Annotated in this window: 24 protein-coding genes and 1 tRNA gene; 14 read left to right on the top strand and 11 right to left on the bottom strand. The window is 63.3% G+C overall.

What is annotated here, in order from left to right; all coding sequences use genetic code 11:
• Positions 1–99 precede the first annotated feature (99 nt).
• Positions 100–570, top strand: coding sequence for a helix-turn-helix domain-containing protein (locus tag NCR38_RS07725; RefSeq protein ID WP_250476728.1), 471 nt, complete (start codon positions 100–102; stop codon positions 568–570).
• Between the two features lie 45 nt (positions 571–615).
• On the opposite strand, the gene NCR38_RS07720 is transcribed toward NCR38_RS07725, so the two are convergent.
• Together NCR38_RS07720 and NCR38_RS07715 are read right to left on the bottom strand one after the other, a co-directional pair.
• On the bottom strand, positions 616–1,836 hold the full coding sequence (locus tag NCR38_RS07720) for an MFS transporter (protein ID WP_250476727.1): 1,221 nt from the start codon (positions 1,834–1,836) through the stop codon (positions 616–618).
• Positions 1,837–2,188: 352 nt separating this feature from the next.
• Positions 2,189–2,275: transfer RNA gene (locus NCR38_RS07715), tRNA-Leu, on the bottom strand.
• A 242-nt stretch (positions 2,276–2,517) separates the two neighbouring features.
• Here NCR38_RS07715 and rnr point away from each other — a divergent pair.
• The 6 genes from rnr to rpiA all read left to right on the top strand — a co-directional run bounded on the left by rnr (position 2,518) and on the right by rpiA (position 8,784).
• The gene (gene rnr / locus NCR38_RS07710; protein ID WP_061120394.1) at positions 2,518–4,983 is read left to right on the top strand and encodes a ribonuclease R; all 2,466 of its coding nucleotides are present in this window, start codon (positions 2,518–2,520) and stop codon (positions 4,981–4,983) included.
• Between the two features lie 102 nt (positions 4,984–5,085).
• Entirely contained in the window at positions 5,086–5,829 is a 744-nt protein-coding gene (gene rlmB / locus NCR38_RS07705) for a 23S rRNA (guanosine(2251)-2'-O)-methyltransferase RlmB (RefSeq protein ID WP_061120393.1), read from the top strand.
• A 51-nt stretch (positions 5,830–5,880) separates the two neighbouring features.
• Positions 5,881–6,780, top strand: coding sequence for an HNH endonuclease (locus NCR38_RS07700; protein WP_250476726.1), 900 nt, complete (start codon positions 5,881–5,883; stop codon positions 6,778–6,780).
• Between the two features lie 41 nt (positions 6,781–6,821).
• Entirely contained in the window at positions 6,822–7,622 is an 801-nt protein-coding gene (locus NCR38_RS07695; protein ID WP_250476725.1) for an N-acetylmuramoyl-L-alanine amidase, read from the top strand.
• Between the two features lie 11 nt (positions 7,623–7,633).
• The gene (locus NCR38_RS07690; protein ID WP_250476724.1) at positions 7,634–8,029 is read left to right on the top strand and encodes a SirB2 family protein; all 396 of its coding nucleotides are present in this window, start codon (positions 7,634–7,636) and stop codon (positions 8,027–8,029) included.
• 65 nt (positions 8,030–8,094) lie between these two features.
• Entirely contained in the window at positions 8,095–8,784 is a 690-nt protein-coding gene (rpiA, locus tag NCR38_RS07685) for a ribose-5-phosphate isomerase RpiA (RefSeq protein ID WP_250476723.1), read from the top strand.
• Positions 8,785–8,841: 57 nt separating this feature from the next.
• Here the strand turns inward: rpiA and NCR38_RS07680 are convergent, their stop codons facing one another.
• The 3 genes from NCR38_RS07680 to NCR38_RS07670 all read right to left on the bottom strand — a co-directional run bounded on the left by NCR38_RS07680 (position 8,842) and on the right by NCR38_RS07670 (position 13,086).
• Complete coding sequence (locus NCR38_RS07680; protein WP_061120402.1) at positions 8,842–10,263, bottom strand: undecaprenyl-phosphate glucose phosphotransferase; 1,422 nt, start codon at positions 10,261–10,263, stop codon at positions 8,842–8,844.
• 33 nt (positions 10,264–10,296) lie between these two features.
• The gene (locus tag NCR38_RS07675; RefSeq protein ID WP_014191659.1) at positions 10,297–11,043 is read right to left on the bottom strand and encodes a Crp/Fnr family transcriptional regulator; all 747 of its coding nucleotides are present in this window, start codon (positions 11,041–11,043) and stop codon (positions 10,297–10,299) included.
• A gap of 1,014 nt (positions 11,044–12,057) precedes the next feature.
• Positions 12,058–13,086, bottom strand: a complete 1,029-nt coding sequence (locus tag NCR38_RS07670) for a DUF1839 family protein (protein ID WP_250476722.1) — start codon at positions 13,084–13,086, stop codon at positions 12,058–12,060.
• Positions 13,087–13,463: 377 nt separating this feature from the next.
• Between NCR38_RS07670 and NCR38_RS07665 the strand changes: the two genes are divergently transcribed.
• The 4 genes from NCR38_RS07665 (at position 13,464) to NCR38_RS07650 (ending at position 17,702) form a co-directional block, all read left to right on the top strand.
• A complete protein-coding gene (locus NCR38_RS07665) occupies positions 13,464–13,997 on the top strand; it encodes a GNAT family N-acetyltransferase (RefSeq protein ID WP_061120388.1) in 534 nt (177 codons plus the stop codon).
• 181 nt (positions 13,998–14,178) lie between these two features.
• Positions 14,179–15,330 carry a glycosyltransferase family 4 protein gene (locus NCR38_RS07660; RefSeq protein ID WP_250476721.1) on the top strand — a complete coding sequence of 384 codons (1,152 nt, stop codon included), beginning with the start codon at positions 14,179–14,181 and terminating at the stop codon, positions 15,328–15,330.
• A gap of 471 nt (positions 15,331–15,801) precedes the next feature.
• The gene (locus tag NCR38_RS07655; RefSeq protein ID WP_061120386.1) at positions 15,802–16,554 is read left to right on the top strand and encodes a FadR/GntR family transcriptional regulator; all 753 of its coding nucleotides are present in this window, start codon (positions 15,802–15,804) and stop codon (positions 16,552–16,554) included.
• A 143-nt stretch (positions 16,555–16,697) separates the two neighbouring features.
• Complete coding sequence (locus NCR38_RS07650) at positions 16,698–17,702, top strand: Gfo/Idh/MocA family protein (RefSeq protein ID WP_061120385.1); 1,005 nt, start codon at positions 16,698–16,700, stop codon at positions 17,700–17,702.
• 44 nt (positions 17,703–17,746) lie between these two features.
• Here the strand turns inward: NCR38_RS07650 and NCR38_RS07645 are convergent, their stop codons facing one another.
• The 6 genes from NCR38_RS07645 to NCR38_RS07620 form a co-directional block, all read right to left on the bottom strand.
• Positions 17,747–18,406 (bottom strand): amino acid ABC transporter permease, encoded by a 660-nt coding sequence (locus NCR38_RS07645; RefSeq protein WP_061120384.1) that lies wholly within the window; start codon positions 18,404–18,406, stop codon positions 17,747–17,749.
• Positions 18,407–18,530: 124 nt separating this feature from the next.
• Positions 18,531–19,331, bottom strand: coding sequence for a cystine ABC transporter substrate-binding protein (locus NCR38_RS07640; RefSeq protein WP_061120383.1), 801 nt, complete (start codon positions 19,329–19,331; stop codon positions 18,531–18,533).
• 114 nt (positions 19,332–19,445) lie between these two features.
• Positions 19,446–20,468: a quinone-dependent dihydroorotate dehydrogenase gene (locus tag NCR38_RS07635; RefSeq protein WP_061120382.1), complete on the bottom strand. Its 1,023-nt coding sequence runs from the start codon at positions 20,466–20,468 to the stop codon at positions 19,446–19,448.
• A gap of 94 nt (positions 20,469–20,562) precedes the next feature.
• Positions 20,563–21,390 (bottom strand): arginyltransferase, encoded by an 828-nt coding sequence (locus NCR38_RS07630; RefSeq protein WP_061120381.1) that lies wholly within the window; start codon positions 21,388–21,390, stop codon positions 20,563–20,565.
• A 115-nt stretch (positions 21,391–21,505) separates the two neighbouring features.
• The gene (gene aat, locus NCR38_RS07625) at positions 21,506–22,237 is read right to left on the bottom strand and encodes a leucyl/phenylalanyl-tRNA--protein transferase (RefSeq protein ID WP_061120380.1); all 732 of its coding nucleotides are present in this window, start codon (positions 22,235–22,237) and stop codon (positions 21,506–21,508) included.
• A 44-nt stretch (positions 22,238–22,281) separates the two neighbouring features.
• Positions 22,282–22,827 carry an NUDIX hydrolase gene (locus NCR38_RS07620; protein WP_035501055.1) on the bottom strand — a complete coding sequence of 182 codons (546 nt, stop codon included), beginning with the start codon at positions 22,825–22,827 and terminating at the stop codon, positions 22,282–22,284.
• A 244-nt stretch (positions 22,828–23,071) separates the two neighbouring features.
• Between NCR38_RS07620 and glp the strand changes: the two genes are divergently transcribed.
• From glp to moaE, 3 genes are read left to right on the top strand one after another with little or no spacing between them, the layout of a single operon-like run.
• Complete coding sequence (gene glp, locus NCR38_RS07615; protein WP_409219272.1) at positions 23,072–24,295, top strand: gephyrin-like molybdotransferase Glp; 1,224 nt, start codon at positions 23,072–23,074, stop codon at positions 24,293–24,295.
• Positions 24,292–24,549 (top strand): molybdopterin converting factor subunit 1, encoded by a 258-nt coding sequence (gene moaD / locus NCR38_RS07610; RefSeq protein ID WP_061120378.1) that lies wholly within the window; start codon positions 24,292–24,294, stop codon positions 24,547–24,549. The genes glp and moaD overlap by 4 nt, the downstream gene beginning before the upstream one ends.
• A 1-nt stretch (position 24,550) precedes the next feature.
• Positions 24,551–25,024, top strand: coding sequence for a molybdopterin synthase catalytic subunit MoaE (moaE, locus tag NCR38_RS07605; protein ID WP_061120377.1), 474 nt, complete (start codon positions 24,551–24,553; stop codon positions 25,022–25,024).
• Position 25,025 lies beyond the last annotated feature (1 nt).

Below are 25,025 nucleotides of genomic sequence, written 5' to 3'. Positions count from 1 at the left end.
GAGTGAGTTGGCAGACCCGCTCACGACGATCGCAAAACTACAGAACTCCTCCTGTAGGCAGCAATCACCTGCCCTGAACAAGCAGCAACAGGAGAATAAGTGTTCCTAAACAAATGTGTTTACCCGGTGGAGCTAAAAATCAACTCGCTATTTCGAGAGATCGCGGCGATCGACCAAAGCTACATCTACGACAACAGGCTTTATGTGTTCGGCAACGAAGATGGTGGCTATGCTTATCGCTCCACGTCGCTGGAAGGGGCCGCGCTCGAAATGCTGCACAAGGATATTCGCGTGATCGAAGTATCACCGAGCGCCGCCGCCGGAGGACGGATCGATCCCAAACGCAAATTTCAGGCGCTGGCGCTGTTGCAGCACGGCGCGTCGGTCGCGGCGGTTTCGCGCGGCGTGAACGTGTCGGAGGCGACGGTCTACCGGTATCGAAAGGGACTGCAAGGCGTCGTTGCGCTGCGTCCGCGGAATACGAATTCCCTGTTGCGGATGCTCGCCTTTCCGGCACCTCGCGTTCATGAGCGTGGCGCCACGGGATTGCATTCCGAATCGCGCGGTTGAATGCGTCGCCCCCGCGCAATGCGAGGCAGTCTCCGTTGGGCACGGCTATCCCGTGGCGCCTGCTTCGCGCGCGGAGCGCGTCATATCGATGCCTCTGCGCTCGTGGCTGAAGAAAATCAGCCCCGCGATCACCACGGCGACGACGCCCGCGACGATCGCCATCGCCATGCCGTAGTTGTTGCCGTGCGATGCGGCGAGCGACGCCTGCATCGTCGCGTTCACCGCCGCGAGCAAGTTGCCGAGCTGGTACACGAGTCCCGGGAAGGTCGCGCGAATCTCATCGGGCGAGATTTCGTTCAAATGGACCGGAATCACGCCCCACGCGCCTTGCACCGAGATCTGCATGAGGAACGCGCCGATCGCGAGCATGAGAGGCGTCGTCGAGAATGCCCACAGAGACAGCACCGGCAACGCGATCAACGCGGCGATGAAAATCGTCACTCGCCGGCCGATCTTCTCAGACAGCGCCCCGAAAAACAGCCCGCCGACGATCGCCCCGACATTCAGCGTGATCGTAATGAGCGACACGGTATGCGGATCGAAATGATGCTGCTCGCGCAGGAAGGTCGGATAAAGATCCTGCGTGCCGTGCGAGAAGAAATTGAACGCGGTCATCAGCACGATTGCGTAGAGCGAGAGCGTCCAGTTTCGCTTGAGCGTGGCGATGAGGCCGGGGCGCGGGCGCTTTTCCATCGCACGCCACGCCGGCGATTCAGGCACGTGCGCACGCACGTACATCACGAGCAGGGCAGGCGCGACGCCGATGAAGAACATCCCGCGCCACCCGACGAACGGGTACACCACGCCGAAAGCGATCGACGCAAGCAAATAGCCGCTCGGATAGCCCGCCTGCAAAAGCCCCGAAACGACGCCGCGTGCGGCGGTCGGCACGGTTTCCATCGTCAGTGCCGATCCGACGCCCCACTCACCGCCCATCGCGATGCCGAAGAGTGCGCGCAGGATGAGCAGCGTCGTGAGATTCGGGGAGAGGCCGGAAAGCAACTCGAGCAGCGAGTAGCACGCGATGTTGATCATCAGCGTAGGGCGGCGGCCGAATTTGTCCGCGAGCCGGCCGAAGAGCAGGGCGCCCAGCGGGCGCATCGCCAGCGTGAGCGTGATCGCGAAGGCGACGTCCGGGATCTTCGTATTGAATTCCGCGGCAATATCCTTCAATACGAAGACCATCAGAAAGAAATCGAATGCGTCGAGGGTCCAGCCCAAATAGGCGGCAATCGTCACGTTTCTTTGTTCGCGCGTCCAGCTCATTGCCAGTTTCTCCGATTCGATAATCGATTGGCGAGGGTTGCTTGTGCGGTTTTAGCAATTAGCGAAACGGCCGCAGGCGCGTGGACCGGGCGTTGCGGGGTTTCGTCCGTGCGAGTGTACGCCGTCGATTAATCGATTGCTTAAGCGAGCGGGCGAATCCGCGTTCGCGCGTGAGCGATATGAATCGGAGAATACGGATTCGATTCAGTTTCAATTCGGTATGGAAAGAGCCGAATCAGAAACGAAAGAAAATCGAATAGAAAATGAAGGCGGGAAACAAAAAGCCCCACGACGATGCGTGGGGCTTTTGCGTGCGATGCGCTTGAATCAGCGTATCGCGAAAGAGGGACCTTGGTGCCCAAGAGAGGACTCGAACCTCCACGGTGTTGCCACCGCTAGGACCTGAACCTAGTGCGTCTACCAATTCCGCCACCTGGGCAAGGGTGCGTGTGCTGCAAATTTGCTTTGCGTCCAGCAAAGAACGCCATTATAGCGACCCCAATGTGCCTGTCAAGCGTTTCGTAGCAATGCGCGTAACGACGCGCCGGGCTCGCCGTATCGGCTTGCCAGCCCCGTGAGGCTGAAAAGACGGGTGTTAGAATGACCCGCAACGATGACCGCATTATTGGTTGCAAAGCACCGCAAAAGTCCCGTCCAACGAGAAAAATCACGACTACGCCCTTGAGCAAATATCCGTATCCGATTCCGAGCCGCGAAGAAATTCTCGGCGTGCTGCGCACGAGCGAGACACCGCATGCCGCGAACGACATTGCCGAGGCACTGTCGATCAAGCGCCAGGAGCGCGAAGGATTTTTCAAGCGACTGGCGGCAATGGAACGCGACGGGCAAATCCGCCTCGACAAGCGCGGCCACTATCAACTCACGCATCCGTCGAATTTTGTGGCGGGCCGCGTACAGGGACATCGCGACGGCTTCGGCTTCCTGATCCGCGACGACGGTCAGGACGATCTGTTCTTGCCCAACGGCGAAATGCAGAAGGTCATGCACAACGACCGCGTGCTCGCGCGCATCGTCGGATATGACCGGCGCGGGCGGCCGGAAGGGCATATCGTCGAGGTGACCGATCGCGCGAACAAGCGCATCATCGGACGCCTCGTCAACGAGAACGGCGCGCTCATTCTGGTGCCGGAAGACAAGCGCATCGGTCACGACATCCTCATCACGCAAAATCCGAAGAAGGCGAAGGTCGGACAAGTGGTGTCCGTCGATCTGACGGATTTCCCGAGCCGTCACTCGCAGCCGCTCGGGCGCGTGGCCGAAGTGATCGGCGATATCGACGATCCCGGCATGGAGATCGAGATCGCGGTGCGCAAATACGGCGTGCCGCATGAGTTCAGCGACGCCGCGCTGAGCTCGGCCGCCAAGCTGCCCGACGAAGTGCGCCCGGTGGATATCCGCCATCGCGTCGATCTGCGCGACGTGCCGCTCGTCACCATCGATGGCGAGGACGCGCGCGACTTCGACGACGCCGTCTATTGCGAGCCGGTGGCGGTCGGGCGCGGTCAGGGATTCCGCCTGCTGGTCGCGATCGCGGACGTGTCGCATTATGTGCGGCCCGGCGAGCCGCTCGACGTCGATGCGCTCGATCGCAGCACGTCGGTGTACTTCCCGCGCCGCGTGATTCCGATGCTGCCGGAAAAGCTGTCGAACGGACTGTGTTCGCTAAATCCGAATGTCGACCGCTGCGTGCTCGTGTGCGATATGGTCATCACGGCGCGCGGCGAAATCAAGGCGTATCAGTTCTATCCGGGCGTGATGCATTCGGCGGCGCGTCTTACGTACACCGAAGTCGCGGCCGTACTCACCAATACGAAGGGTCCGGAAGCGGCGAAGCGCGCCGATATCCTGCCGCAGTTGCAGGATCTCTACGGCGTGTACAAGTCGCTGCATGCCGCGCGCCAGAAACGCGGCGCGATCGATTTCGATACGACCGAGACCTACATCGTCGTGAACTCGCAGGGCAAGATCGAGCAGATCGTGCCGCGTCATCGCAACGACGCGCATCGGCTGATCGAGGAATGCATGCTGGCCGCGAACGTCTGCGCGGCCGACTTCCTGAAGCGCAACAAGCATCCGGGTTTGTATCGCGTGCATGCCGGGCCGACGGAAGAGAAGCTGGAGAATCTGCGCACGTTCCTGCGCGGCGTCGGCCTCACGCTGACCGGCGGTGCGAAGCCCCACGCGAGCGATTACGCCGCGCTGATCGCGCAGATCCGCGACCGGCCCGATGCCCAGATGCTGCAATCGATGGTATTGCGCTCGATGCAGCAAGCCGTGTACAGCCCGGACAATATCGGCCATTTCGGACTCGCGTATGAGGCGTACGCGCACTTCACGAGCCCGATTCGACGCTATCCTGACCTGCTCACACATCGCGCGATCTACGCGATCTTGCAGGGCAAGAAGTATCTGCCGGACATCGGTCACGATGTATCGCTGAGCACCGGCCTCACCAAAGCGGCGCGCGAGATGCAGAAAGCCGACGACACCGCGCGAGGCCGCGCGCGCAACAGCGTCGCGATCTGGGAGGAGCTCGGTCTGCATTGCTCGTCGAACGAACGCCGCGCCGATGAAGCCTCGCGCGATGTCGAGGCGTGGCTCAAGTGCTACTTCATGCGCGACAAGCTCGGCGAGGAATACGGCGGCATGGTGAACGGCGTGACGTCGTTCGGCATCTTCGTGCAGCTGGATTCCCTTTTCATCGAAGGTCTCGTGCACGTGACCGAACTCGGCTCGGATTATTTCCAGTACGACGAGATCAAGAACGAACTGCGCGGCGAGCGCACGGGCATCCGCTACCGGATGTCGGATCGCGTGCGTGTGCAGGTGGGCCGCGTCGATCTCGATGCGCGCAAGATCGATTTCCGGCTCGTCCGCGATACGCCGGTGAAGCCGCCGGCGCCGCGTCCGCCGGTGGTAGCGGGCGAGACCGCGAACGTCGGCAATGGCGGGGCGGGACCGCGTATCCGCCCGTTCGGCGACGACGACCTGCCGGGCACGCGCGCCCGTGGCGGCACGAAAAAGGGTGCGCCGATTTCAACAAACCCGCGCGCTGGCGCGGCGAAGAAACGCGGTGCGGCGTCGAAGTCGGCGCCGCAGGGGCGGCCGGCGCGCAAGAAGCGTTAGGGCGGGGCGCAATACTGTCGCCATCGAATACGCGCGGTCCGATGCTTCGTGCTTCGGACCGCGTCGTGCTTTTCAAGTTTTCACCGAAGGTTCGAATCAGTCATGTCACGTCTCAAGGTTCTATACGGATTTCACGCAGTGACCGCACGTTTGCGCGCGGACGCATCCTCGATCGAGGAGGTGCTGTACGACCCCACACGCAAGGACCGGCGCATGCAGGACTTTCTGCGGACCGCGAAGGAAGCGGGCGTGCGGCTGATCGCGGCGGACGAATCGCGCCTGTGGGGGCTCGCGGGCAACATCCAGCATCAGGGCATCGTCGCGCGCGCGAACGATCTTCCGCTCGCGCAGAACCTGGCGGAACTGCTCGACGGCATCTCGGGCACGCCGTTGCTGCTGGTGCTCGACGGCGTCACCGATCCGCATAACCTCGGCGCGTGCCTGCGCGTCGCGGATGCGGCCGGCGCGCATGCGGTGATCGCGCCGCGCGACCGCTCCGCCGGGTTGAACGCGACGGCGGCAAAGGTGGCGAGTGGGGCGGCCGAGAGCGTGCCGTACATCACCGTGACGAATCTGGCGCGCGCCCTGCGCGAGCTCAAGGACGCGGGCGTGTGGGTGATCGGAACGGCGGGCGAGGCGACGGCTTCGCTCTATGAGACGAAGCTGGACGGACCCGTGGCGATCGTCGTCGGCGCGGAAGGCGAGGGTATGCGCAGGCTCACGCGCGAGACGTGCGACGAGGTCATGAATATCCCGATGGCGGGGACGGTCGAGAGTTTGAATGTGTCGGTGGCGAGCGGGGTTTGCTTGTTCGAGGCGGTGAGGCAGAGGCAGGTGAAGAAGTAACGGCCGGCGTCCACTAGTCACATCGGCAATTCGAAGCTTCGAACATCAGTCATGGCGTTAAATCGACTTAGTGATCTGCTCGCCGCAAAAAGCGTGTACACGCGCGAGCAGTTGAAGGGTGTTCTCGATACCCAGGACGCGACGATCAATACGGGCGTGTTCCGCCCAGCGGGTTTCGATTCGGTTCTGCTGTTCGTCACCGAGACGAAAACGCCGGACCGTGTTCAGTATGTCGATAAGCTCGAAGGCGACGTCCTGCACTGGCAAGGGCAGAACGCTGGACGTTCAGACTCGTTGATCGTCGAACATCGGCTTCGTGGCCTCGAGCTTCTGCTGTTTTATCGCACGAGAAAGTACGAGTACCCGGGCGCTGGATTCAAGTACGAAGGTTCCTTCGAATACGTCTCGCACCAAGGCTCGATGCCCACGAGTTTCACGTTGCGGCGCGAAGCCGAGAGGCCCGCGCAGGCCGAAATCAAGGCCGAAACCGAGGCGGGGGCGCAAGTCGAAGCAAGCGGAGCTTTCAATCCCTCGAGTATCGAAGATGCCCGCAAAAAGACACTCTCCGCCATCGTCATGCGTCAAGGGCAGCCCGCGTTCCGCAAGGCCTTGCTCAATGCCTATGAACAGCGTTGCGCGCTAACGGGCTGCGATGTCCCACAGGTTCTCGAAGCCGCTCACATCTGCGGCTACATGGGCCCGGAAACCAACGACGTCCGAAACGGACTCTTGCTGCGCGCCGACTTGCACACACTCTACGACCGCGCGTTGATCGCGATCGATCCGTTGACTCACGAAGTGTCGATCGCTCGAGCGCTGCGAGAAAGCGAATACGCCTCGCTCGAAGGACGTTTGCTTCGTTTGCCGAAGCATCCTCAGCAACGACCAAGTCGCGAAGCGCTGCAGATTCACTGGATGCACGTGCGATCGATTCGGGAAAGGCAATCGTGATAGGCATAAGAAAAGCGCTCGGCTTAGCCGCATCGATATCGATGTGCATCCTCACCGCCTGCACCACCACCCAGATCGACCGCGGCACCTACATCGCCGACACCCGGTATCACGCCAAAAACGCCGACTCCCGCGTCCGTTTCCTCGTGATGCACTACACGGAGATCGACGAGACACGATCGCTCGCGGTGCTCACGGGCGATCAGGTCAGCGTGCATTACGTGGTCCCCGACGCCCCCCGCATCGAAAAGGGCGAGCCTGTCGTCTATCAGCTGGTGCCCGAAGACAAGCGCGCCTGGCACGCCGGCGTGAGTTCCTGGCAAGGCGCGACGGAACTGAACGCGTCCTCGATCGGCATCGAGAATGTGAACCTCGGGCCTATCGGTGAACAAGGCGGCGACCGCAAGTGGCAGCCGTATCCGCCCGCGCAGATCGACGCGCTCATCAAACTCTCGCGCGATATCGTCGCGCGCTGCCGGATCCCGCCGACGCGCGTCGTCGGCCATAGCGATATCGCACCCCAACGCAAGATCGACCCGGGCCCGCTTTTTCCGTGGCGAGCGCTATACGATGCCGGCGTGGGCGCATGGCCCGACGACGCAACCGTGGCCGCACATCTCGCCGGACGCGATCCCAAAGCGCCGAGCGACGTGCGCGCGCTGCAGGAAAAGCTGAAGCGCTACGGTTACGACATCGCGACCGACGGCGTGCTTGACGAGAAGACACGCCGCGTTTTCAGCGCCTTCCAGATGCACTTCCGTCCGTCGGACTACGCGGGCAATGCGGACGCGGAAAGCGACGCCATCGCCCAAGCCTTGCTCGACAAGTACTTCTCCAACTAAAAGGAAGCCCGATGAGCGACTATTTTCTGCCGCTGCGCGCGCTCCACATGATCTTCGCGGGCGTGTCCATCGCCGGTTTCGTGCTGCGCTGGATCTGGATGCTGACGAATTCGCGGCTCCTCACGACGCGCGCGACGAAAATCCTCCCGCACATCGTCGACACGCTGTTGCTCGCAAGCGCCATCGCGCTGGTCGCGATCATCGGCTTCTCCGCGAACGCCGCGTGGCTCGGCGCAAAAATCGCGGGCCTCGTCGTCTATGTCGTGCTCGGCACGTTTGCGCTCAAGCGCGGTCGCACGAAGGGCGCGCGCGCCGTGTATGGCGTTCTGGCGATTATCGTGTTCGCGTTCATCGCATCGGTCGCGCGCTCGCACGATCCGCTCGGCTTCCTGCGCGCGATGGCATGATCGGAGGATGCGCCTCGCGCGCTCCGATAAAATTCCGTTTTTCACCGATAAGCAGCACCGCTCCCATGACTCAAGACGAACTCAAGCAACTCGTCGGCCAGGCCGCAGCCGACTACGTAAACGCGAACGTGCCGGAAGGCGCGATCATCGGCGTCGGCACCGGATCGACGGCCAACTGTTTCATCGACGCCATCGCGAAGTCGAAGGCGCGTTATCGCGGCGCGGTGTCGAGTTCGCTCGCGACGACTGCGCGACTGGAATCGCACGGCTTCAAGGTGTTCGATCTGAACGACATCGAGACGCTCTCGATCTACGTCGACGGCGCCGATGAAATCGACGCGAGCGGCGCGATGATCAAGGGCGGCGGCGGCGCGCTCACACGCGAGAAAATCGTCGCGTCTGTGGCGGACGTGTTCGTGTGCATCGCCGATTCGAGCAAGCGCGTGCCGGTGATGGGCACGTTCCCGCTGCCCGTGGAAGTCGTGCCGATGGCCCGCACCGCGATCGGCCGCAAGCTCGCGGCGCTCGGCGGCGTGCCGATCGTGCGTGTGACGAAGGACGGCTCGCCGTTCATCACCGACAACGGCAACGAAATCATCGACGTGAAGGGCCTGTCGATCACCGATCCGCGCGCGCTCGAAGCACGGATCAATGCGTGGCCCGGCGTCGTCACGGTCGGGCTGTTCGCCGCGCGCGGCGCGGACATCTGTCTGCTCGGCACCGAAACGGGCGTCGAGCGCATCGACTACAAGTAAAGACAAAACGCGCGGCCGCCCGACGTGGGCGTGCCGCGCTTTCTGCTGCTGAATCGATCAGTACGCGTTGCGTCCGATGAATCCCTTGAACATCGTCATCGCGACGATCTTGATGTCGAACCAGAACGACCAGTTCTGGATGTAGAAGAGGTCGAACTTCACGCGGCTCTGCATCTGCTCCACTTTTTCCGTCGCGCCGCGATAGCCGTTCACTTGCGCCCAGCCCGTGATGCCAGGCTTGATGCGGTAGCGGAACATGTAGCCGTAGACGAGGTCCTTGTAGAGATCGTCGTGCTCGAGCGCGTGCGGGCGCGGACCGACGACCGACATGTGCCCGAACAGCACATTCAGGAACTGCGGCAGCTCGTCGAGACTCGTGCGCCGCAGAATCGCGCCGACCTTCGTCACACGCGGATCGTTGCGCGTCGCCTGCGTCACGTGACCCTTGTGCTCCCGATGCACGCCCATCGAGCGGAATTTGTAGATGCGAAACGGCCGTCCGTCCGCGCCCTTGCGATGTTGCGTGAAGAACACCGGACCCTTCGACGTCGTCTTCACGGCGATCGCGATCGCGATCAGCAGAGGGGACAGCGCGAGGAGCGCCGTCGCCGCGAAGAGGCGGTCGAAGAGCATCTTCGGCCACATCTGCAACGAATTGACGGGCGACGCCGTCAGGTCGATGGTCGCGAGTCCGGCGACATCCGTCATCGAATGATTGAAGAGCGAGATGCTGCGCGTGTCCGGAATCAGCCGCAGATTCACGAAGTCGTGCCGCAGCGCGTGCACGAACCGGTAGATCGTGTGCTCCTGCGACAGGGGCAGCGCGAGCCACACTTCGTCGATGCCTTCGGCGCGCACTTTGTCCACGAGATCGTCGAAGTCGTTCAGCACGGGCAAACGATTGCCTCCCATGCCGATTGCCGTCGTCGGGGCGTTCACGCCGCCTGCGCCGGTCGCATGCAGTTCCGCGTCCCCGGTCGTGTCCAGCACGCACACGGGCGTGAAGCCCTGCTCGGGCGTGCTGCACAGATGCGCGAGCAAGGTGCGCGAGAAGCCTTGCGCGCCGACGATCGCCACGGTGCGCTGGTTCAGGCCGCGCCCGCGCATCAGGCGCAAGGCTGAATACGCCAGCAGTTTCGCCGCGATGATGAGCGCGCCGGATATGAGCGTGGAATACGCGAACCACAGCCGCGACACGGTATCCATGCGATGCAGCGTGAACGCGAGCAGAAGGCCCGCGGCGACCACCGCCATCCACGCCAGCGTGACGCGCGCCAGCATCATGGCGAACGGCTTGCCGCGCCAGGTCTCGTACACGCCGAAAGCCGGGAAAAGCAGAAGAGCGAGTGCGGAGTTGAACGCGATCAGAAGCCTTTCGATATCGCTGAAATCGAGCGAGGAAAAGCGTACGTCATGCGCGATCAATCCGCCCGCGATGATGAGACAGACATCAAGACAACGTGCCAGCCATGAAAACAAGTCGTGATTTTTTTCTTGCATTAATCCAAGCCGTTAAACACTGGAGGCAGAGGCCGCCTCGGTTGCACGAAGACGCGGGAGCAGTCGGTCGAACTCTCGCTTGACGAGCCCATAGCACTCGCAGGCGCGGGCTTCGAGTCCCTCGCGATCCACGACCTTGATGCAGCCGCGGCTGTGATGAATGAGACCCGCGTCGTGAAGCTTGCCGGCCGCTTCGGTTACGCCTTCGCGGCGCACGCCGAGCATGTCGGCGATCAGTTGCTGCGTGACTTGCAGCTCGTTGGACGCGGTGCGATCGATTTCGATCAGCAGCCAGCGGCAAAGTTGCTTGTTCAACGAGTGATGCCGGTTGCACGCGGCCGTCTGCGCGACCTGCGTGAGAAGCGCTTGCATATAGAGCAGCATCAGGCGGCGCAGGAAGTCCGAGCGGCCGAACTGTTCGCGCAGGGCCTGCGCGCTCATGCGATAGGCGAAGCCCGGGCACTGCACCTGCACGCGCGTCGGCATCGTTTCGCCCCCCGTCAGCACGGGCACGCCCGTCATGCCTTCGCGGCCCACCGCGGCGATCTCGACCGAGCCGCCGTCTTCCATCGTATGCAGCAGCGAGATGATCGCCGTCGTCGGGAAATAAACGTGGTGAATACGTTGGCCTGAGTCGCACAGCAGTTGCTCGGTGCGCAGTTGCACGAGTTCGAGATGCGGCGTGAGCGCCTGCCATTCGTGGGCCGGAAGTGCGCCAAGCAGATGGTTGCCGTGCAGGTCGGACTGGAGGGTCAGCATGATTTGTTCTCTCTCGTAACTTCGCGCGTTGCGCTTCAGTTTTTATTTACTGGCGTGATCGTTTTCGACTGTGGTCTCGTAGCGAACCCGTCGATGAAGCATCTCGCCAGCCCCGTAGCCGCCCGTTCACGCGTGGATTGAATTTGTTGTTTCGCGTTTTTTCGGGTTGCGCGACTCTATTAGCGAGGACTGTGCCAATGCGCGCAATCGCAATGCTGGCGGGGCCTCATAAATAAGGCGGTTTTTGTATTGCAGCGCAGCGCGGCGTTTTTGTTTCAGTCTTGAACATCGGTGGTCTTAGGAATGCGCGCGGGCACCGATACGTTTCATCAGCGCAATCCCCCCGTTTGGCGGTTCAGAGTTTTGCAATCACCGTGCGACAGGCCTCACAGGTCGACATCCCCTCGACAGCACACCTTCTTTCGTAGGGACAATGGAAAATGATTCATCCATGTTCCATCGCCCTAGCGGGCTTGCTAACGCCCGTCATTTTCGCCAGCGCTCGATTGCCCCCGGAGCCTTGCCAGACGGGGTATCGCGGGCGATCGGAAAAGTCTGCCGCGAGGCGCTTCATGAAGCGGAAAGGATGCGTCGCTTGCACGAAGTGAAAAATCGGTACGCGGGGACTCGCATGTGCGCGTGCACCGAGCGCTCAACCGCACGCGGAATGGCTCACACAGGGCTTGCGCTAACCTGTCAGGCGCCACAAGCGACGGCGTTTCTTCGTCAAACGTTTGCGCGCATTTCGTCGGATCGATACTTTGAGATACATCTGGACCATGCGAGGCGCGGTGCCCGGAAATGTTTCATTGCGGACAATTTCATGCGGCACCGATTTAAGCATGCAAAAAACCCATCGCCCGAATTGCAGTGAAGACATAACGAAGTCACGAACCGACTTCACAATTCAGGTAAGCGAGTGAAAAACCCCTTGAATTAGCGGTTCGAATATGTTTAAGCGACAAGCGTTTGCTTATACAAATCGGCGCGTAATGCGATTGCGCCCGCATTCGGTCAACACACGATATTCGCGAGCGGAGGAATAACGCGTTCGTACGCGTCCTCGATGGCGTCGAACGATGCCTCGCAAAGCTCGTGACGTCCGCGCGAAAGCGCACGCGCGAGCCGGCACTGCATGACCATCGTTTCGCTTGCGATCTTTCGTGCGCCCGCGTGCGTCTGAACGGGAATGTCGAAGCCTTGTTCGCGCATCCATTGCAGGTAATGCGCGAGCAATTCGAAGTTGGCCCCAAGCGGTCTCATCACATTGAACGCGTAAAGGCGCGCGTACGATTCGCCGCGCGCGATCATCGTATCGACATGCTCGGGAAAGGCAGCGCGCCAGCGCGCGATGGGGTTGTGCATCGGACGCCGTAACAGATGCGCGCACAGCGCGTCGGCGGAGGCCTCGGCGAGCGGCGTGCCGGACACCGGTTCCCGTACCCGCTTGACGAATTCGACGTGCGGAAAGAGTGCGGGCTGCGGCGTCGCCTGAGAACGCAGTACGCCGTCGTAATCGTCACCGTCGAGCAGGTGATAACCCGTGTGATGAAAGTAGCCGAGACGCCGCGCGTCGGGATCGATCACATCGATGCCGATGGTCGTTTTCGCATGTTCGCGGTGATACGACGCCGTGCGCATGTCGGGCAAAAAGAACGCATCCACTTCGACGAGCACGATGTTCGCGCGGCGCGTCTGCACGAGTGCGCGCTCTTCGAGCGAATCGAACACGGAAAGCTCCTGAACTTGCAGGCCATAGAGCGTTTCGATGTCGTCCAGCGGCAGCTTGCCGAGCGTGAACTGATCGGCTTCGAAGTCCTGAGCAACGGTGAAGGCCAGCGCGGCGCGCGGTTCGAGCCCGTTGCCGTGCAGGATTTCAATCCACAGATTGACGGGCGCGACGGCCTCGCGCCAGATGCGCTCGCCGCGATGCAGCGCATGCGCATGATGGCGCCGCGCACGCATGCGTAAAGGATCGAGCGATACGACGCGGGAACGACTCGCGCCTGAATCCGTCACACCGCTCGTATGGAACGCGCTCATGCCGTGACCTCGGGCCGGCAGGGCCGGCGTTCGATACCGCGTGCGCGTCCGAGCGAGTGTCCTTTTCGTTGTGCGTCTCTGTCGCGTTCGATGGCGGTATGCATTGTGATTTTCCCATGAAGGTGCCGTATTACGCGAGCGCTATCGACGCCATGCGAACGCGCGCGGCAGCCCGCATCGAAGGGCTGTTGCGTGGTCGTGTCGATCGTCGGGCAGGCGTCTTTTTCCCCGGGACGCCTTTTTGCGTGTGGTCGAGCTTATTTGAAAGGCGCGCGAGGCGTGGGTCGGTGCGATGGCGCACTGATTCCGGGCGGGCCGGCACGTAACGTTCAATCGTCGTAACGCCGGTAATTGCCGGTAAAGCATGGAGATAATCGATGAACTGGAAAACCCTGGATTTCGAACAACTCACTGCGCGTGAGCTTTATTTGATTTTGCGCGCGCGCAGTGCGGTGTTCGTCGTCGAACAGTCGCATGTCCATCTCGATCCGGATGGCCGCGACGAAACCGGTACGCATGTATTCGCCGCCGAAGACATGAGCCGCTCGATGCCCGTGCTCGCCTATGCACGCATTCACGAAGGCGATGCGGAAGATCCGGAGGTCGTGGTGGACAAGATCTTGACGAGCCCGCTGCGTCGTGGCGATGGCACCGCGCACGCTCTGATCGAACGCGTGCTGGCGGTGGCCGCCGAGCGCTGGCCCGGCCGCGGCGTGCGCCTGAGCGCGCCCGTGAGTCTGCGAGGCTTCTATGAGGCGTTCGGCTTTCGCAAGACCGAAGGCCCGTTCCTCGAGCATGGCATGCCCTACATCGGTCTGACGAGAAAGAGCCGTCAGCCGCGCGAGACGTCCGGCACGGGCAAGGCGCGGTTCGCGCCGAGCGAGCGCGCCACCACGTACGAGTTGCTGTAAGCGCCACGAGCGACGCAAAGGAACGCACGAGTCGGCGGCATTGAAGGCGTAGACCATCCGGGCATCGAGGCAAGGAAGGCGCAATAGCGACGAAATAGCGGCGCAATAACCAAGCGTGTCCTCGAAACAATAAGATCGACGCAGCCGGCCAGCGCCGGCGAGCGCAAAAACAGCCTATCTCATGCGAATAGTCCATCTCGCCAATCACGCGCAGACGATCGGCAACGGCACCGTCAACATGATGGTCGATCTCGCCTGCATGCAGGCGAGCATGGGTCAGGATGTCGTGATCGCGTCGTCCGGCGGCGGGTTCGAGCCGCTCCTGCGCCGTCACGGCATCCTGCATATTCCGCTGCAGCAATCGCGGCAGCCCTGGCGCGTGCCGTCAATGATCGCGGGCTTCAATCGTCTCATCGATCGTTTCGATCCCGACATCGTGCATGCGCACATGATGACCGGTGCGCTCATCTCGCGTTTTTCCAGCATGCGGCGCCGTTTCGCGCTCGTGACGACGGTTCATCATGAACTGCAGAAAAGCGCATCGCTCGTGCGCGCGGGCGATCGCATGGTCGCCGTGAGCCGCGCGCTCGCGCTGGATCTGGAGGCGCGCGGCATCGATCCCGGGCGCATGTCGATCGTGCTCAACGGCGCCGTGGGCGCGCCGCGCCTCGTGTGCCGGCCCGCCGCGAAGCCGCTGCGCCTTAGGCATCCGAACATCGTCTGCGTGGCGGGCATGTATCGCAGGAAAGGCATCGCGGATCTGCTGCAAGCGTTCGCGCTCGTGCGCGAGCAGTCGGAGAGCGAGCGGGAGTTCATGGCCGAGCCGCATCTGTATCTCGTCGGCGATGGCCCCGAGCGAGCATCGATGGAAGCACTCGCGGCAGAGCTCGGCATCGCGGAGATCACGCACTTCGCCGGCTTTGTCGCCGATCCGCGGCCCTATTTCGCGAGCGCGGATATTTTCGCGCTCCTGTCGCGTCAGGATCCGGGGCCGCTCGTGATCGCCGAGGCGCGCGAGGCGGGCTGCGCGATCGTCGCGACACGCGTGGGCGGCATTCCCGAAATGCTCGACGACGGTGCGGCAGGCGTGCTCGTGCCCGCAGGCGATATCGAACAGGCGGCGGCGAAACTGCGCTGGCTCCTGCTCGACGGGCAGGCGCGCGGCCAGTTCGCGGCGCGTGCGCGGCAAAACCTGCAGCCGCTCTCGGTCGAGAGAGTAAGCAGCGACTACATGGCGGTCTATCAGCACACGCTCACGGAACGCGAAGCGATGCAGCGCCAGCGGCTCGCGCTCGATGCGCGAAGGCCTCGAGCAACGGATGGCGCGATTTAAGCATAGGGCTGACGAATCGCCGCGCTCGCACCGCGCCACGGTGCTTTCGTTCAAACCGTCCGATCATACAAAAGGCCCATGCCAGCGGCCTTCCGTTCGCGTTCGCACAGAACGCCTACGAGATGCTTGCTCAAATGAGTGCATGATCGGTCCGAGGACATAAGGGACCGAAAAACGCACCCGCCGCGCTGCGACGCCGCCATTCTTCAGTTTCCCTGATGAATGCCTGCGCGCGCGCGGCGCGAGTGCAGCGGATACACGCGAAGCGGTAAGAATCGACGAAATATCGACGTCAGAGGGATTACCCTGTCAGGTGTTTCCCAACTGGCATTCGAAGCAACGAAGACGCAACGTATCTAGCACGACGAATGGGCCTGTCGGGAACTCGTCGTGCCTTTCGCAGCCCGGGGAAAGCGAAAGCGATGCGCTCATACATACGGCTACGGAACAGGCGAGAAGGGGAGAAGCGAGATGGATGACAACAAAGAGCGATCGCTGGTGGCGAAGGTCATGGACGGACTGGTCTCCGGCATCGTCGAGCAAAAATATGGCGCGATACTGCCACCGCAGGACATCCTCTCGAAGGAGTTCGACGTGAGCCGCACCGTCATGCGCGAGGCGCTCTCGATGCTGCTCGCGCGGCACATGCTGGACGTGCGGCCGAAAACGGGCACACGTATTCGTCCGATGAGCGACTGGCGTCTCATCGACGAGGACGTGGTGAGCTGGAGATTTCGCGCCAAGCCCGATCAGACATTTTTGCGCGATGTAATCGAATTCCGAATGCTGATCGAGCCGCGCGCGGCAGCGCTGGCCGCCGCACGGGCGACGCCGGACGAGATCGCCGGCATCCGCGACGCGTTCGACACGCTCTCGCGCCTGCAGGTCGGCGAGCCGGAGTATCAGGCGGCCGACGAGGTGCTGCACACGCGCATCGTCGCGGCGAGCGGCAACCAGTTCTTTCGCCAGATGACGGCGATCGTGCGCGGCGCGCTGGTGACGGTCAATCCTATCGTGGACGGCATCGAGTCCGTGCGTGAGGCGACGCTCGCGGCGCAGAAGAGCGTCGTCGAGGCGATCGAGGCGAAGGATTCCGCCGCCGCCGAATCCGCGACGCGCGCGCTCGTCGATCTGGCCGCGGAAGAAGTGGGCCGCGCGTTCTCGCTGGAGCGGGTGAACAGTCAGCCCGCCTCGCCGAATGTGAATGCGTCCGCGGGAGTGTGACGTCCTCAAATAGCGCGACGTAGGAGACCATCGGGCCGCAAGCATGGAGCCGGGACATGTCCCGGCTTTTTGCCGTCTGCGCGCCGTGCGAATTCGACATGCGATGCAATCAGGCACAATGCGTCGCACGACGAACATGGCGCATGGAGGCAGGATTGACCGACACGAACATCAACGCAGCAACGATACGCTGGGGCATCGTCGGCGCGGGACGCATCGCGCGGCGCTTCGCCGAAAGCCTCGCGCATGTCGATGGCGCGCGCCTCGCGGCCGTCTGGTCGCGCCGCGCGGAACCGGCGCGCGCATTGGCCGACGCATTCGATGCACGCGCGTTCGACGAATTCGACGCGATGCTCGACCATGTCGACGCGCTCTACATCGCGACCTTGCAGGACAGTCACCCGGAATACGCGTTGCGCGCCTTCGCGGCGGGCAAACCCGTGCTGTGCGAAAAGCCCGCCGCCGTGAGCGCGCGCGATCTGCAGCGCATGATCGACGCGGCGCGCGCGGCGAAGCTGCTCTTCATGGAAGCGATGAAGCCGCCGTTTTATCCGCTGTATCGCCGCCTGCGCGCGCATCTGGAGCACGATTCCATCGGCGAAATCGGGCTCGTGCGCGCGGGTTGCTCGATCGCGCACGTGCCGCTCGATCATCCGTCGTTCTCGCTCGAAGCGGGCGGCGGCGCGCTGCTCGACATCGGTATCTACGAGGCGTTTCTTGCGGTCGACTGGCTCGGCGAGGCGCTCGACGTGCAGACTATCGGCCGCCTCGGCGCCTCCGGCGTCGACGTGTTCGCGAGCCTGAACGTGCGCCACGAACGCGGCATCGCGCAATTGTTCTGCGGCCTCGATCTGCAAGGCCGCGGCGATGCGCTCATCGGCGGCACCCTCGGCACGGTGACGATTCACGAAAACTGGTGGAATCCGGCGCGCGCGACGATTGCGTACACCGACGGACGCAAGATCGAACTCGACGAGCCTTTCACGGGCGGCGGCCTCAACTACGAAACCGCGCATTTTTGCGAGCTGCTGCGCGCGGGCGAAACGGAAAGCCCGGTGATGCCGCACGCGATGTCGATGCGCATGATCGCGATCATCGACGCCGCGCGGCGCGATCTGAAGCTGCGCTTTCCCTTCGAGACCGACTGATACGAAAAAGCCGCTTTTCAGCGGCTCTTTTTCGTCGATGTCGCTCAGTGTCGTCCCGGCAGCGCGAGACGCCGTTCGAAAATCCGCTGCACGAATTCGAGCACGCTGCACAGAATCCAGTAGACGAACGCCGCCGCGAGATAGAGCGGCAGCGGCTGATAGGTCGCCGCGATCACTTCCTGCGCGCTTCGCAACAGCTCGGTCACGGTGATGACCGAGACGAGCGACGTGTCCTTGATCAGACTGATGAGACTGTTCGACAAGCTCGGCACCGCGATGCGCAGCGCCTGCGGCCCGATCACGTAGCGCAGCGTCTGCGTGCGCGACAACCCGAGGCTATAGGCCGCGAGCCACTGTCCGGTGTGGATGCCGAGGATCGCGCCGCGCATGCTTTCCGACAGATACGCGGCGACGTTCGCCGACAGCGCGATCACGCCCGCGGGTGTGGGCTCGAGCGAGATGCCGAGGCTCGGCAGGCCATAGTAGATGACGAAAATCTGCACGAGCAGCGGCGTGCCGCGCATCACGCTCACATAGCAGCGACCGATCGCGACGAGCGCGCGATTCTGGCTGATGCCCATCAACGCCAGCACGACGGCCGCGATGAGGCCGAAGAACATCGAGTAGAGCGCGAACTTGATTGTCAGCAGCGCACCTTGCGCCAGCACGGGCGCCGATTGAACGAGCAGGGATGTCGTGGACATGGACGGGGGAACGTGAAAGAACCGGCGTGGCGAGTCAGAAAATTCGGCACATCATAACCGGCGAGGAAAAAGCGAAGGGCGGCACCGTCGAACGATGCCGCCCTGAAGCGCCAGAAGCGCAGACTTACTTCGCGGGCTTCGTCACGTCGATGCCGAACCACTTGTCCGAAATCTTCGTGAACGTGCCGTCCGCTTCGAGCTGGTTCATCGCGTCGTCGATTGCCTTCGCGAACTTCGGATTGCCCTTCTTGAACGGAATGCCCGACGGATTGCCCGCGCCGACATTCGCGCCCGTGCGCAGCGGCAACTGCGAATTCTTCAGCAGATACGCGAGCATCAGGCGGTCGTTGAGCGCCGCGTCGAGACGGCCGGCGGCGAGGTCACGCAGATACTCGGGCGCGCCCGGATAGGTCTTCACGTCGATGCCCGGCACCGACTTCGCCATGTCCATGTAGTTCGTGCCGAGTCCGACGCCGAGCTTCTTGCCCTTCAGTTCTTCGAGCGTCTTGAACTCGCGCTTGTCGTCCGAACGCTGGATCAATTGCGCGTTCGAATACGTGTACGCCGGCGAGAAGTCGAGCGTCTGCTTGCGCGCGTCGGTGATGCCGACCTGGTTCACGATCACATCGAACTTGCCTGCCTGCAGGCCCGCGATGATGCCGCTCCATTCGGTCGTGACGAACTCGGGCTTCACGCCGAGCTTGGCGGCGACGGCTTTGGCGATATCGACATCGAAGCCGACCAGCTCGCCGTTCGGCGCTTTCGAGTTGAACGGCGGGAAGGTGCCTTCCAGGCCGACGCGCAGCGTGCCGCGCTGCTTGACCTGATCGAGCAGGTCGTCGGCGTGTGCCGCGGTGGTGACGGCGGTGAATGCCGCGCCGATCAGGCTGGCAGCGACGAGTTTCTTGAGCGTGGACAGTTTCATTGTGTTGTTTTCCTCTTGATGGGCACAGCGTTTTTTTCGGATGCGGCGATCATAGTGAGAATGCAATCGCCGCGTAATACCGTTTGCTCATGTCTATATGCGGGATCGGCTCGTTCACGCGAGCGCGTCGACGCATTCGCGGACAAGCGCCGGACCGCGATAAATCAGCCCCGTGTAAAGCTGCACGAGCGACGCGCCCGCCGCGAGCTTCGCGCGCGCGTCCTCGCCCGAGAAAATCCCGCCCACGCCGATGATCGGCACCTCCGTGCCGACTTCCGCGCGCAGCTTGCGGATCACCTCGTTGGATGCGTCGAAGACTGGCCGCCCCGACAGGCCGCCCGCTTCGTCGCCGTGCTTCATGCCGGTCACAGCGGTGCGCGAGAGCGTCGTGTTCGTGGCGATCACGCCGTCGATCTTGTGAGCGAGCAGTGTGCCCGCGATCGACCTGATCTGCTCGTCGTCGAGGTCGGGCGCGATCTTGAGCGCGAGCGGCACGAGCTTGCCGTGCAGGTCGGAAAGACGCGCCTGCTTCTCCTTCAGTGCGCCCAGCAGCGAATCGAGCTCGCCCGCGCCTTGCAGCTGCCGCAGATTCTTCGTGTTCGGCGACGAAATGTTGATCGTCACATAGCTCGCGAACGGATAGACGCGCTCGAGGCAGTAAAGGTAGTCCTCGGCGGCGCGCTCGATCGGCGTATCGGCGTTCTTGCCGATGTTGAGGCCCAGCACGCCGCGATAGTGCGCCGCCTTCACGTTGGCGACGAACTGATCGACGCCGCGGTTGTTGAAGCCCATCCGGTTGATGAGCGCGTCCGCCTCCGGCAGCCGGAAGATGCGCGGACGCGGATTGCCCGGCTGCGCGCGCGGCGTCACGGTGCCCACTTCGATGAAGCCGAAGCCGAGCGCGGCGAGCCCGTCGATGCACGCGCCGTCCTTGTCCAGGCCCGCAGCCAGGCCGACCGGGTTGCGGAACGTGATGCCCATGACAGTGCGGGGCGAATCGGGGCCGCGTCTCGCGAGCATGCCGGCGAGCCCGGTGCGGCCGGCGGCGCCGAGCATGCGCAGCGTCAGGTGATGAGCATCTTCCGCGTCCATCTTGAAGAGATGCGAACGCGCGATCGGGTAGAGGGAACTGAACACGAAATGAAAGCCGGCGACGGCGGATTTTTTTAAGACCGCTATTTTAGCGGCTTTGGACGGCGGGCCGGTCGCACTCTGCGGGTTGCTCCGGCGGCTATTTCGGCTGGCTCGGACCGTGGATGCGCCCGGGCATCGGCAGCGTGCCGGCGGATTGCGTGCTGGCGGGATCGAGGAGCGTCCAGCGTCCGTCGATCAGACCTTCCAGCGGCCGGAAATTCGCCTTGTAGGCCATTTTCTCGCTTTCGCGAATCCAGTAGCCGAGATAGACGTGCGGCAGGTCGAGGCTCTTCGCCTGCTCGATCTGCCAGAGGATGTTGAACGTGCCGTAGCTCGTCTTCGGCATGTCCGGCTCGAAGAACGTGTACACCGATGACAACCCGTCGCCGAGGATGTCGATCATGCTGATCATGCGCAGGACGCCGGGCGTGTCCGCGTGCGCAGGATCGGCGGGTTCGCGGAACTCGACGAGACGCGAATTGATCCGGCTCTGCAGCAGGAACTGCTCGTACTGGTCGCGGCTGTCGCGATCCATGCCGCCGCCCGCATGCCGCGCCGACTGATAACGCATGTAGAGCGCGTAGTGTTCTTCGTCGTAGTGCAGCGGCGCGACGCTCGCCACCAGATTGCCGTGCTGCTTCCACACGCGCCGCTGCGAGCGGTTCGGCACGAAACGCGCGACCGGCACGCGCACCGGCACGCAGGCGCGGCAGCCGTCGCAATACGGGCGATAGGTGAAGACGCCTGAACGCCGGAAACCGGCCTTGACGAGTTCGGTGTAGACGTCGGAGTTGATCAGATGGCTCGGCGTCGCGACCTGCGAGCGCGCGACGCGCCCTTCCAGATAACTGCAAGGGTAGGGCGCTGTTGCATAGAATTGCAGCGCGGAAAGCGGTGACAGCGGTAGCTCGTTCGGATGTGTCACGTTGGCGGCTCTCGCAGGCGTCGTCTCGTCGTTGCCGACCGGCGCGTAGATTCCACTTTCCGGGCGCGCGCGGCGGCTGCATTTCGTGTGTCGCTCGGGGCGTCGCGCGCAGCGTTCAGCGTGCCAGCACGTCGAGAAGGACGGATTTGTCGAAGCGCCAGCCGATCGCCGGTTCCGCCGTGGCCCGCCGGAGATGCGCCACGAATGCGCGGCGTGCGATCTCACGGCCGCCCAGCGACGCCAGATGCGACGTGTTCTGCTGGCAGTCTATCATCTCAATTTGATTGCGGCGCAAGTGTCCGACGAGCGCCGCAAGCGCGATTTTCGACGCATCGGTCTTGTGCGCAAACATCGATTCGCCGAAGAACATGCGCCCGAACGACACGCCGTAAAGCCCGCCGACGCGCACGCCGTCGTGCCACGTTTCGATGCTGTGCGCGCTACCCGCGCGGTGCAATGTGGTGTACGCATCCACGATGTCCGTGGTGATCCAGGTGCCGCGCTGGCCGTCGCGCGGCGTGTCGGCGCAGGCGCGCATCACGGCGGAAAAATCGTCGTCGACGCGGATTTCCCAGACCGGATCGCGCACGACGCGCTTCAAGGTCTTGCGCAGCGAATCAGATACCTTGAACTCGGCCGGAAAGAGCACCATGCGAGGGTCGGGGCTCCACCACAGCACGGGCTGGCCGTCCGAATACCACGGGAAAATGCCGCGACCGTAGGCATCGATGAGCCGTGACGGCAAAAGGTCCGCGCTTGCGGCGAGCAGGCCCGGCGCGCCGCTCGCCGCGCCGAGCGCGCGCTCGACGGGCGGAAAAGGATCGTCGTCGGCGAGCCAGGGAACCATGTTCTCGGGTGAGTGGCGTTCTGTGATGTCAGCGAGCGATGCGATCAGCCGTCGCGCAGCGTGCGGAAAATGTCGCCCGTGTGCAGCGTGAAATTGCCGGCGGCGCGGTCGGCGAAGAAAAAGCGCAGCGTCTGGCCGACCGTCGGAAACGCGATCTCGTCCCACGGAATCTCGCTTTCCTCGAAGAGCTTCACCTCCAGGCTTTCCTCGCCGGGATCGACTTCGATATCGAGCAGCCGCGCCAGATAGAAGAGATGCACCTGATGCACGTGCGGCACGTTGAGCAAGGTGAAAAGGCTCTGGATCTCGACGCGCGCGCCCGCTTCCTCGAGCGTTTCGCGCGCGGCGCCTTCGCTCGTCGTCTCCTGCATTTCCATGAAGCCGGCGGGCAAGGTCCAGTAGCCGTAGCGGGGCTCGATCGCGCGGCGGCACAGCAGCACCTTGTCGTCCCACACCGGGACGGTGCCTACGACGTTACGCGGATTTTGATAGTGAACCGTGCCGCAGTTGTTGCAGACGAAGCGCTCACGGTTGTCGCCGGGCGGAATGGCGAGGCCGACCTCGTGGCCGCAGACGGAACAGAATTTCATGGAAATGGACGTGGGAGATGTGCTGCGAGTGTATCACCGCACCGCGGCGGCTTTGAGGCACTCAAACGGTTTGCGGCATCAGTCGCGTCGCATGACTGGCTTCCCTGAAGCCGAAGGTGCGATGCCTGCCTTCTCGCTACAATAGTTGACCAGAATTGCCGTGTCCCTTTTCACGATCGGGGCGCCTCGCGCGCCTGAAGCAAACTCCATGTCAACCACGCCACCCGCTTCCAACCGTCCTCCGATGCTCGCCACCGCCGATGCGCTCGGCCGTTTGCTCGACGCCGCGCGTCAGGTGGACGGCCGCGAGCGCGTCGGCACGCTCGACGCGCTCAACCGCGTGCTCGCCGCCGATGTGACCTCGCCGCTCGACGTCCCGCCCATGCATACGAGCTCGATGGACGGCTACGCGGTCCGCGCCGCCGATCTCGCCGGCGCGAACGAAGGCGCGCCCGTCGCACTGCCGGTGTCCCAGCGCATTCCGGCGGGCCACGCGGGGAAGCCGCTCGCGGCGGGCACGGCCGCGCGCATCTTCACCGGCGCGACGGTGCCGCCCGGCGCGGATGCCGTCGTCATGCAGGAAATGGCGCGTGTTGCGGATGACGGGCGCATCGCGTTCGCGCAGACGCCCGCAGCGGGCGAGTGGATCACGCAGCAAGGCGCGGATATCAGGCGCGATTCGGTGATCCTGCCCGCGGGCACGCGCCTCACGCCGCAGGCGCTCGGGCTGGCGGCGTCGGTCGGTTGCGCAGAGCTCGATGTCGTGCGCCGCGTGCGTGTCGCGATCTTCTTCACCGGCGACGAACTGCGCATGCCCGGCGAGCCGCTCGAACCCGGCGCGATCTACAACTCCAACCGCTTCACGCTGCGAGCGCTCCTTGCGAAGTTCGGCTGCGAGGTGACCGATCTCGGCATCGTGCCGGATCGGCTGGACGCGACCCGCGAGACGCTGCGGCGTGCGGCGACCGATCACGATCTGATCCTGACGTGCGGCGGCGTGTCGGTCGGCGAGGAAGATCACGTGAAGCCGGCGGTGGAGGCCGAAGGGCGCATTTCGATGTGGCAGATCGCGATGAAACCCGGCAAGCCGCTCGCCTTCGGCGCGGTGCGGCGCGGCGATGAAGGCAGCGAGGCGTTCTTCATCGGCTTGCCGGGCAATCCGGTGTCCAGTTTCTGCACGTTCCTGCTGTTCGTGCGGCCCTTCCTGCTGCGTCTTGCGGGCGTGCAGAAGGTCACGCCGCGCGTCTACTCGATGCGCGCCGACTTCAGTCAGAAAAAAGGCGACCGTCGCAACGAATTCCTGCGCGCGCGCGTGAACGCGTCGGGCGGGCTCGATCTCTTCGAGAACCAGAGCTCGGCCGTGCTGACATCGACCGTCTGGGGCGACGGTCTCATCGACAATCCGCCGAATCATGCGATCAGCGCTGGCGAGATCGTGCGCTTCATCCCATTTTCAGAACTGATATGAAAGTCGAACTGAGGTTTTTCGCGAGCGTGCGCGAGGCGCTGGGCGTCGCGAACGAGACGGTCAGCGTGCCGGACACGGTGGTGAATGTCGGCGATGTGCGCGCCTGGCTGCGCCTGCGCGGCGGCGTGTGGGAAGAGGCGCTCGCCGAAGGCCGGGCGTTGCGCATGGCGTGCAATCACGTGATGACGAATCCGTCGCAGCGCATCACCGAGGGCTGTGAGGTTGCGTTTTTTCCGCCGGTCACGGGTGGCTGACATGTCGACGCGTTCCAAAGTCCGCGTGCAGGAAGCCGATTTCGACATCAGCGCGGAAGTCGCCGCGCTGCGTGCCGACAATCCGAAGGTCGGTGCGGTCGCGTGTTTCGTCGGGACGGTGCGCGATCTGAACGAGGGCAGCGCCGTCGAAACCATGGAGCTCGAGCATTACCCTGGCATGACGGAGAAGTCGCTCGAAGCGATCGCCGATCAGGCGCGCGAGCGCTGGCGCGGCTCGGACGTGCTCATCGTGCATCGCGTGGGCAAGCTGAAGCCGCTCGATCAGATCGTGCTCGTCGCAACGACGGCGGTGCATCGCGCAGAGGCGTTCGAATCGTGCGCTTTCGTGATGGACTATCTCAAGACGCAAGCGCCGTTCTGGAAGAAGGAAAAGACCGAAGCGGGCGAACGCTGGGTCGACGCGCGCGAATCCGACGATGCGGCGCTCGCGCGCTGGCAGGACTATCCGTCCTGAT

The organism is Caballeronia sp. INML1, from assembly GCF_023631085.1.
Classification (GTDB): domain Bacteria; phylum Pseudomonadota; class Gammaproteobacteria; order Burkholderiales; family Burkholderiaceae; genus Caballeronia; species Caballeronia turbans.
The sequence above is the reverse complement of the archived record's forward strand: the minus strand, read 5'-3'. Positions and strand labels throughout refer to the sequence as shown.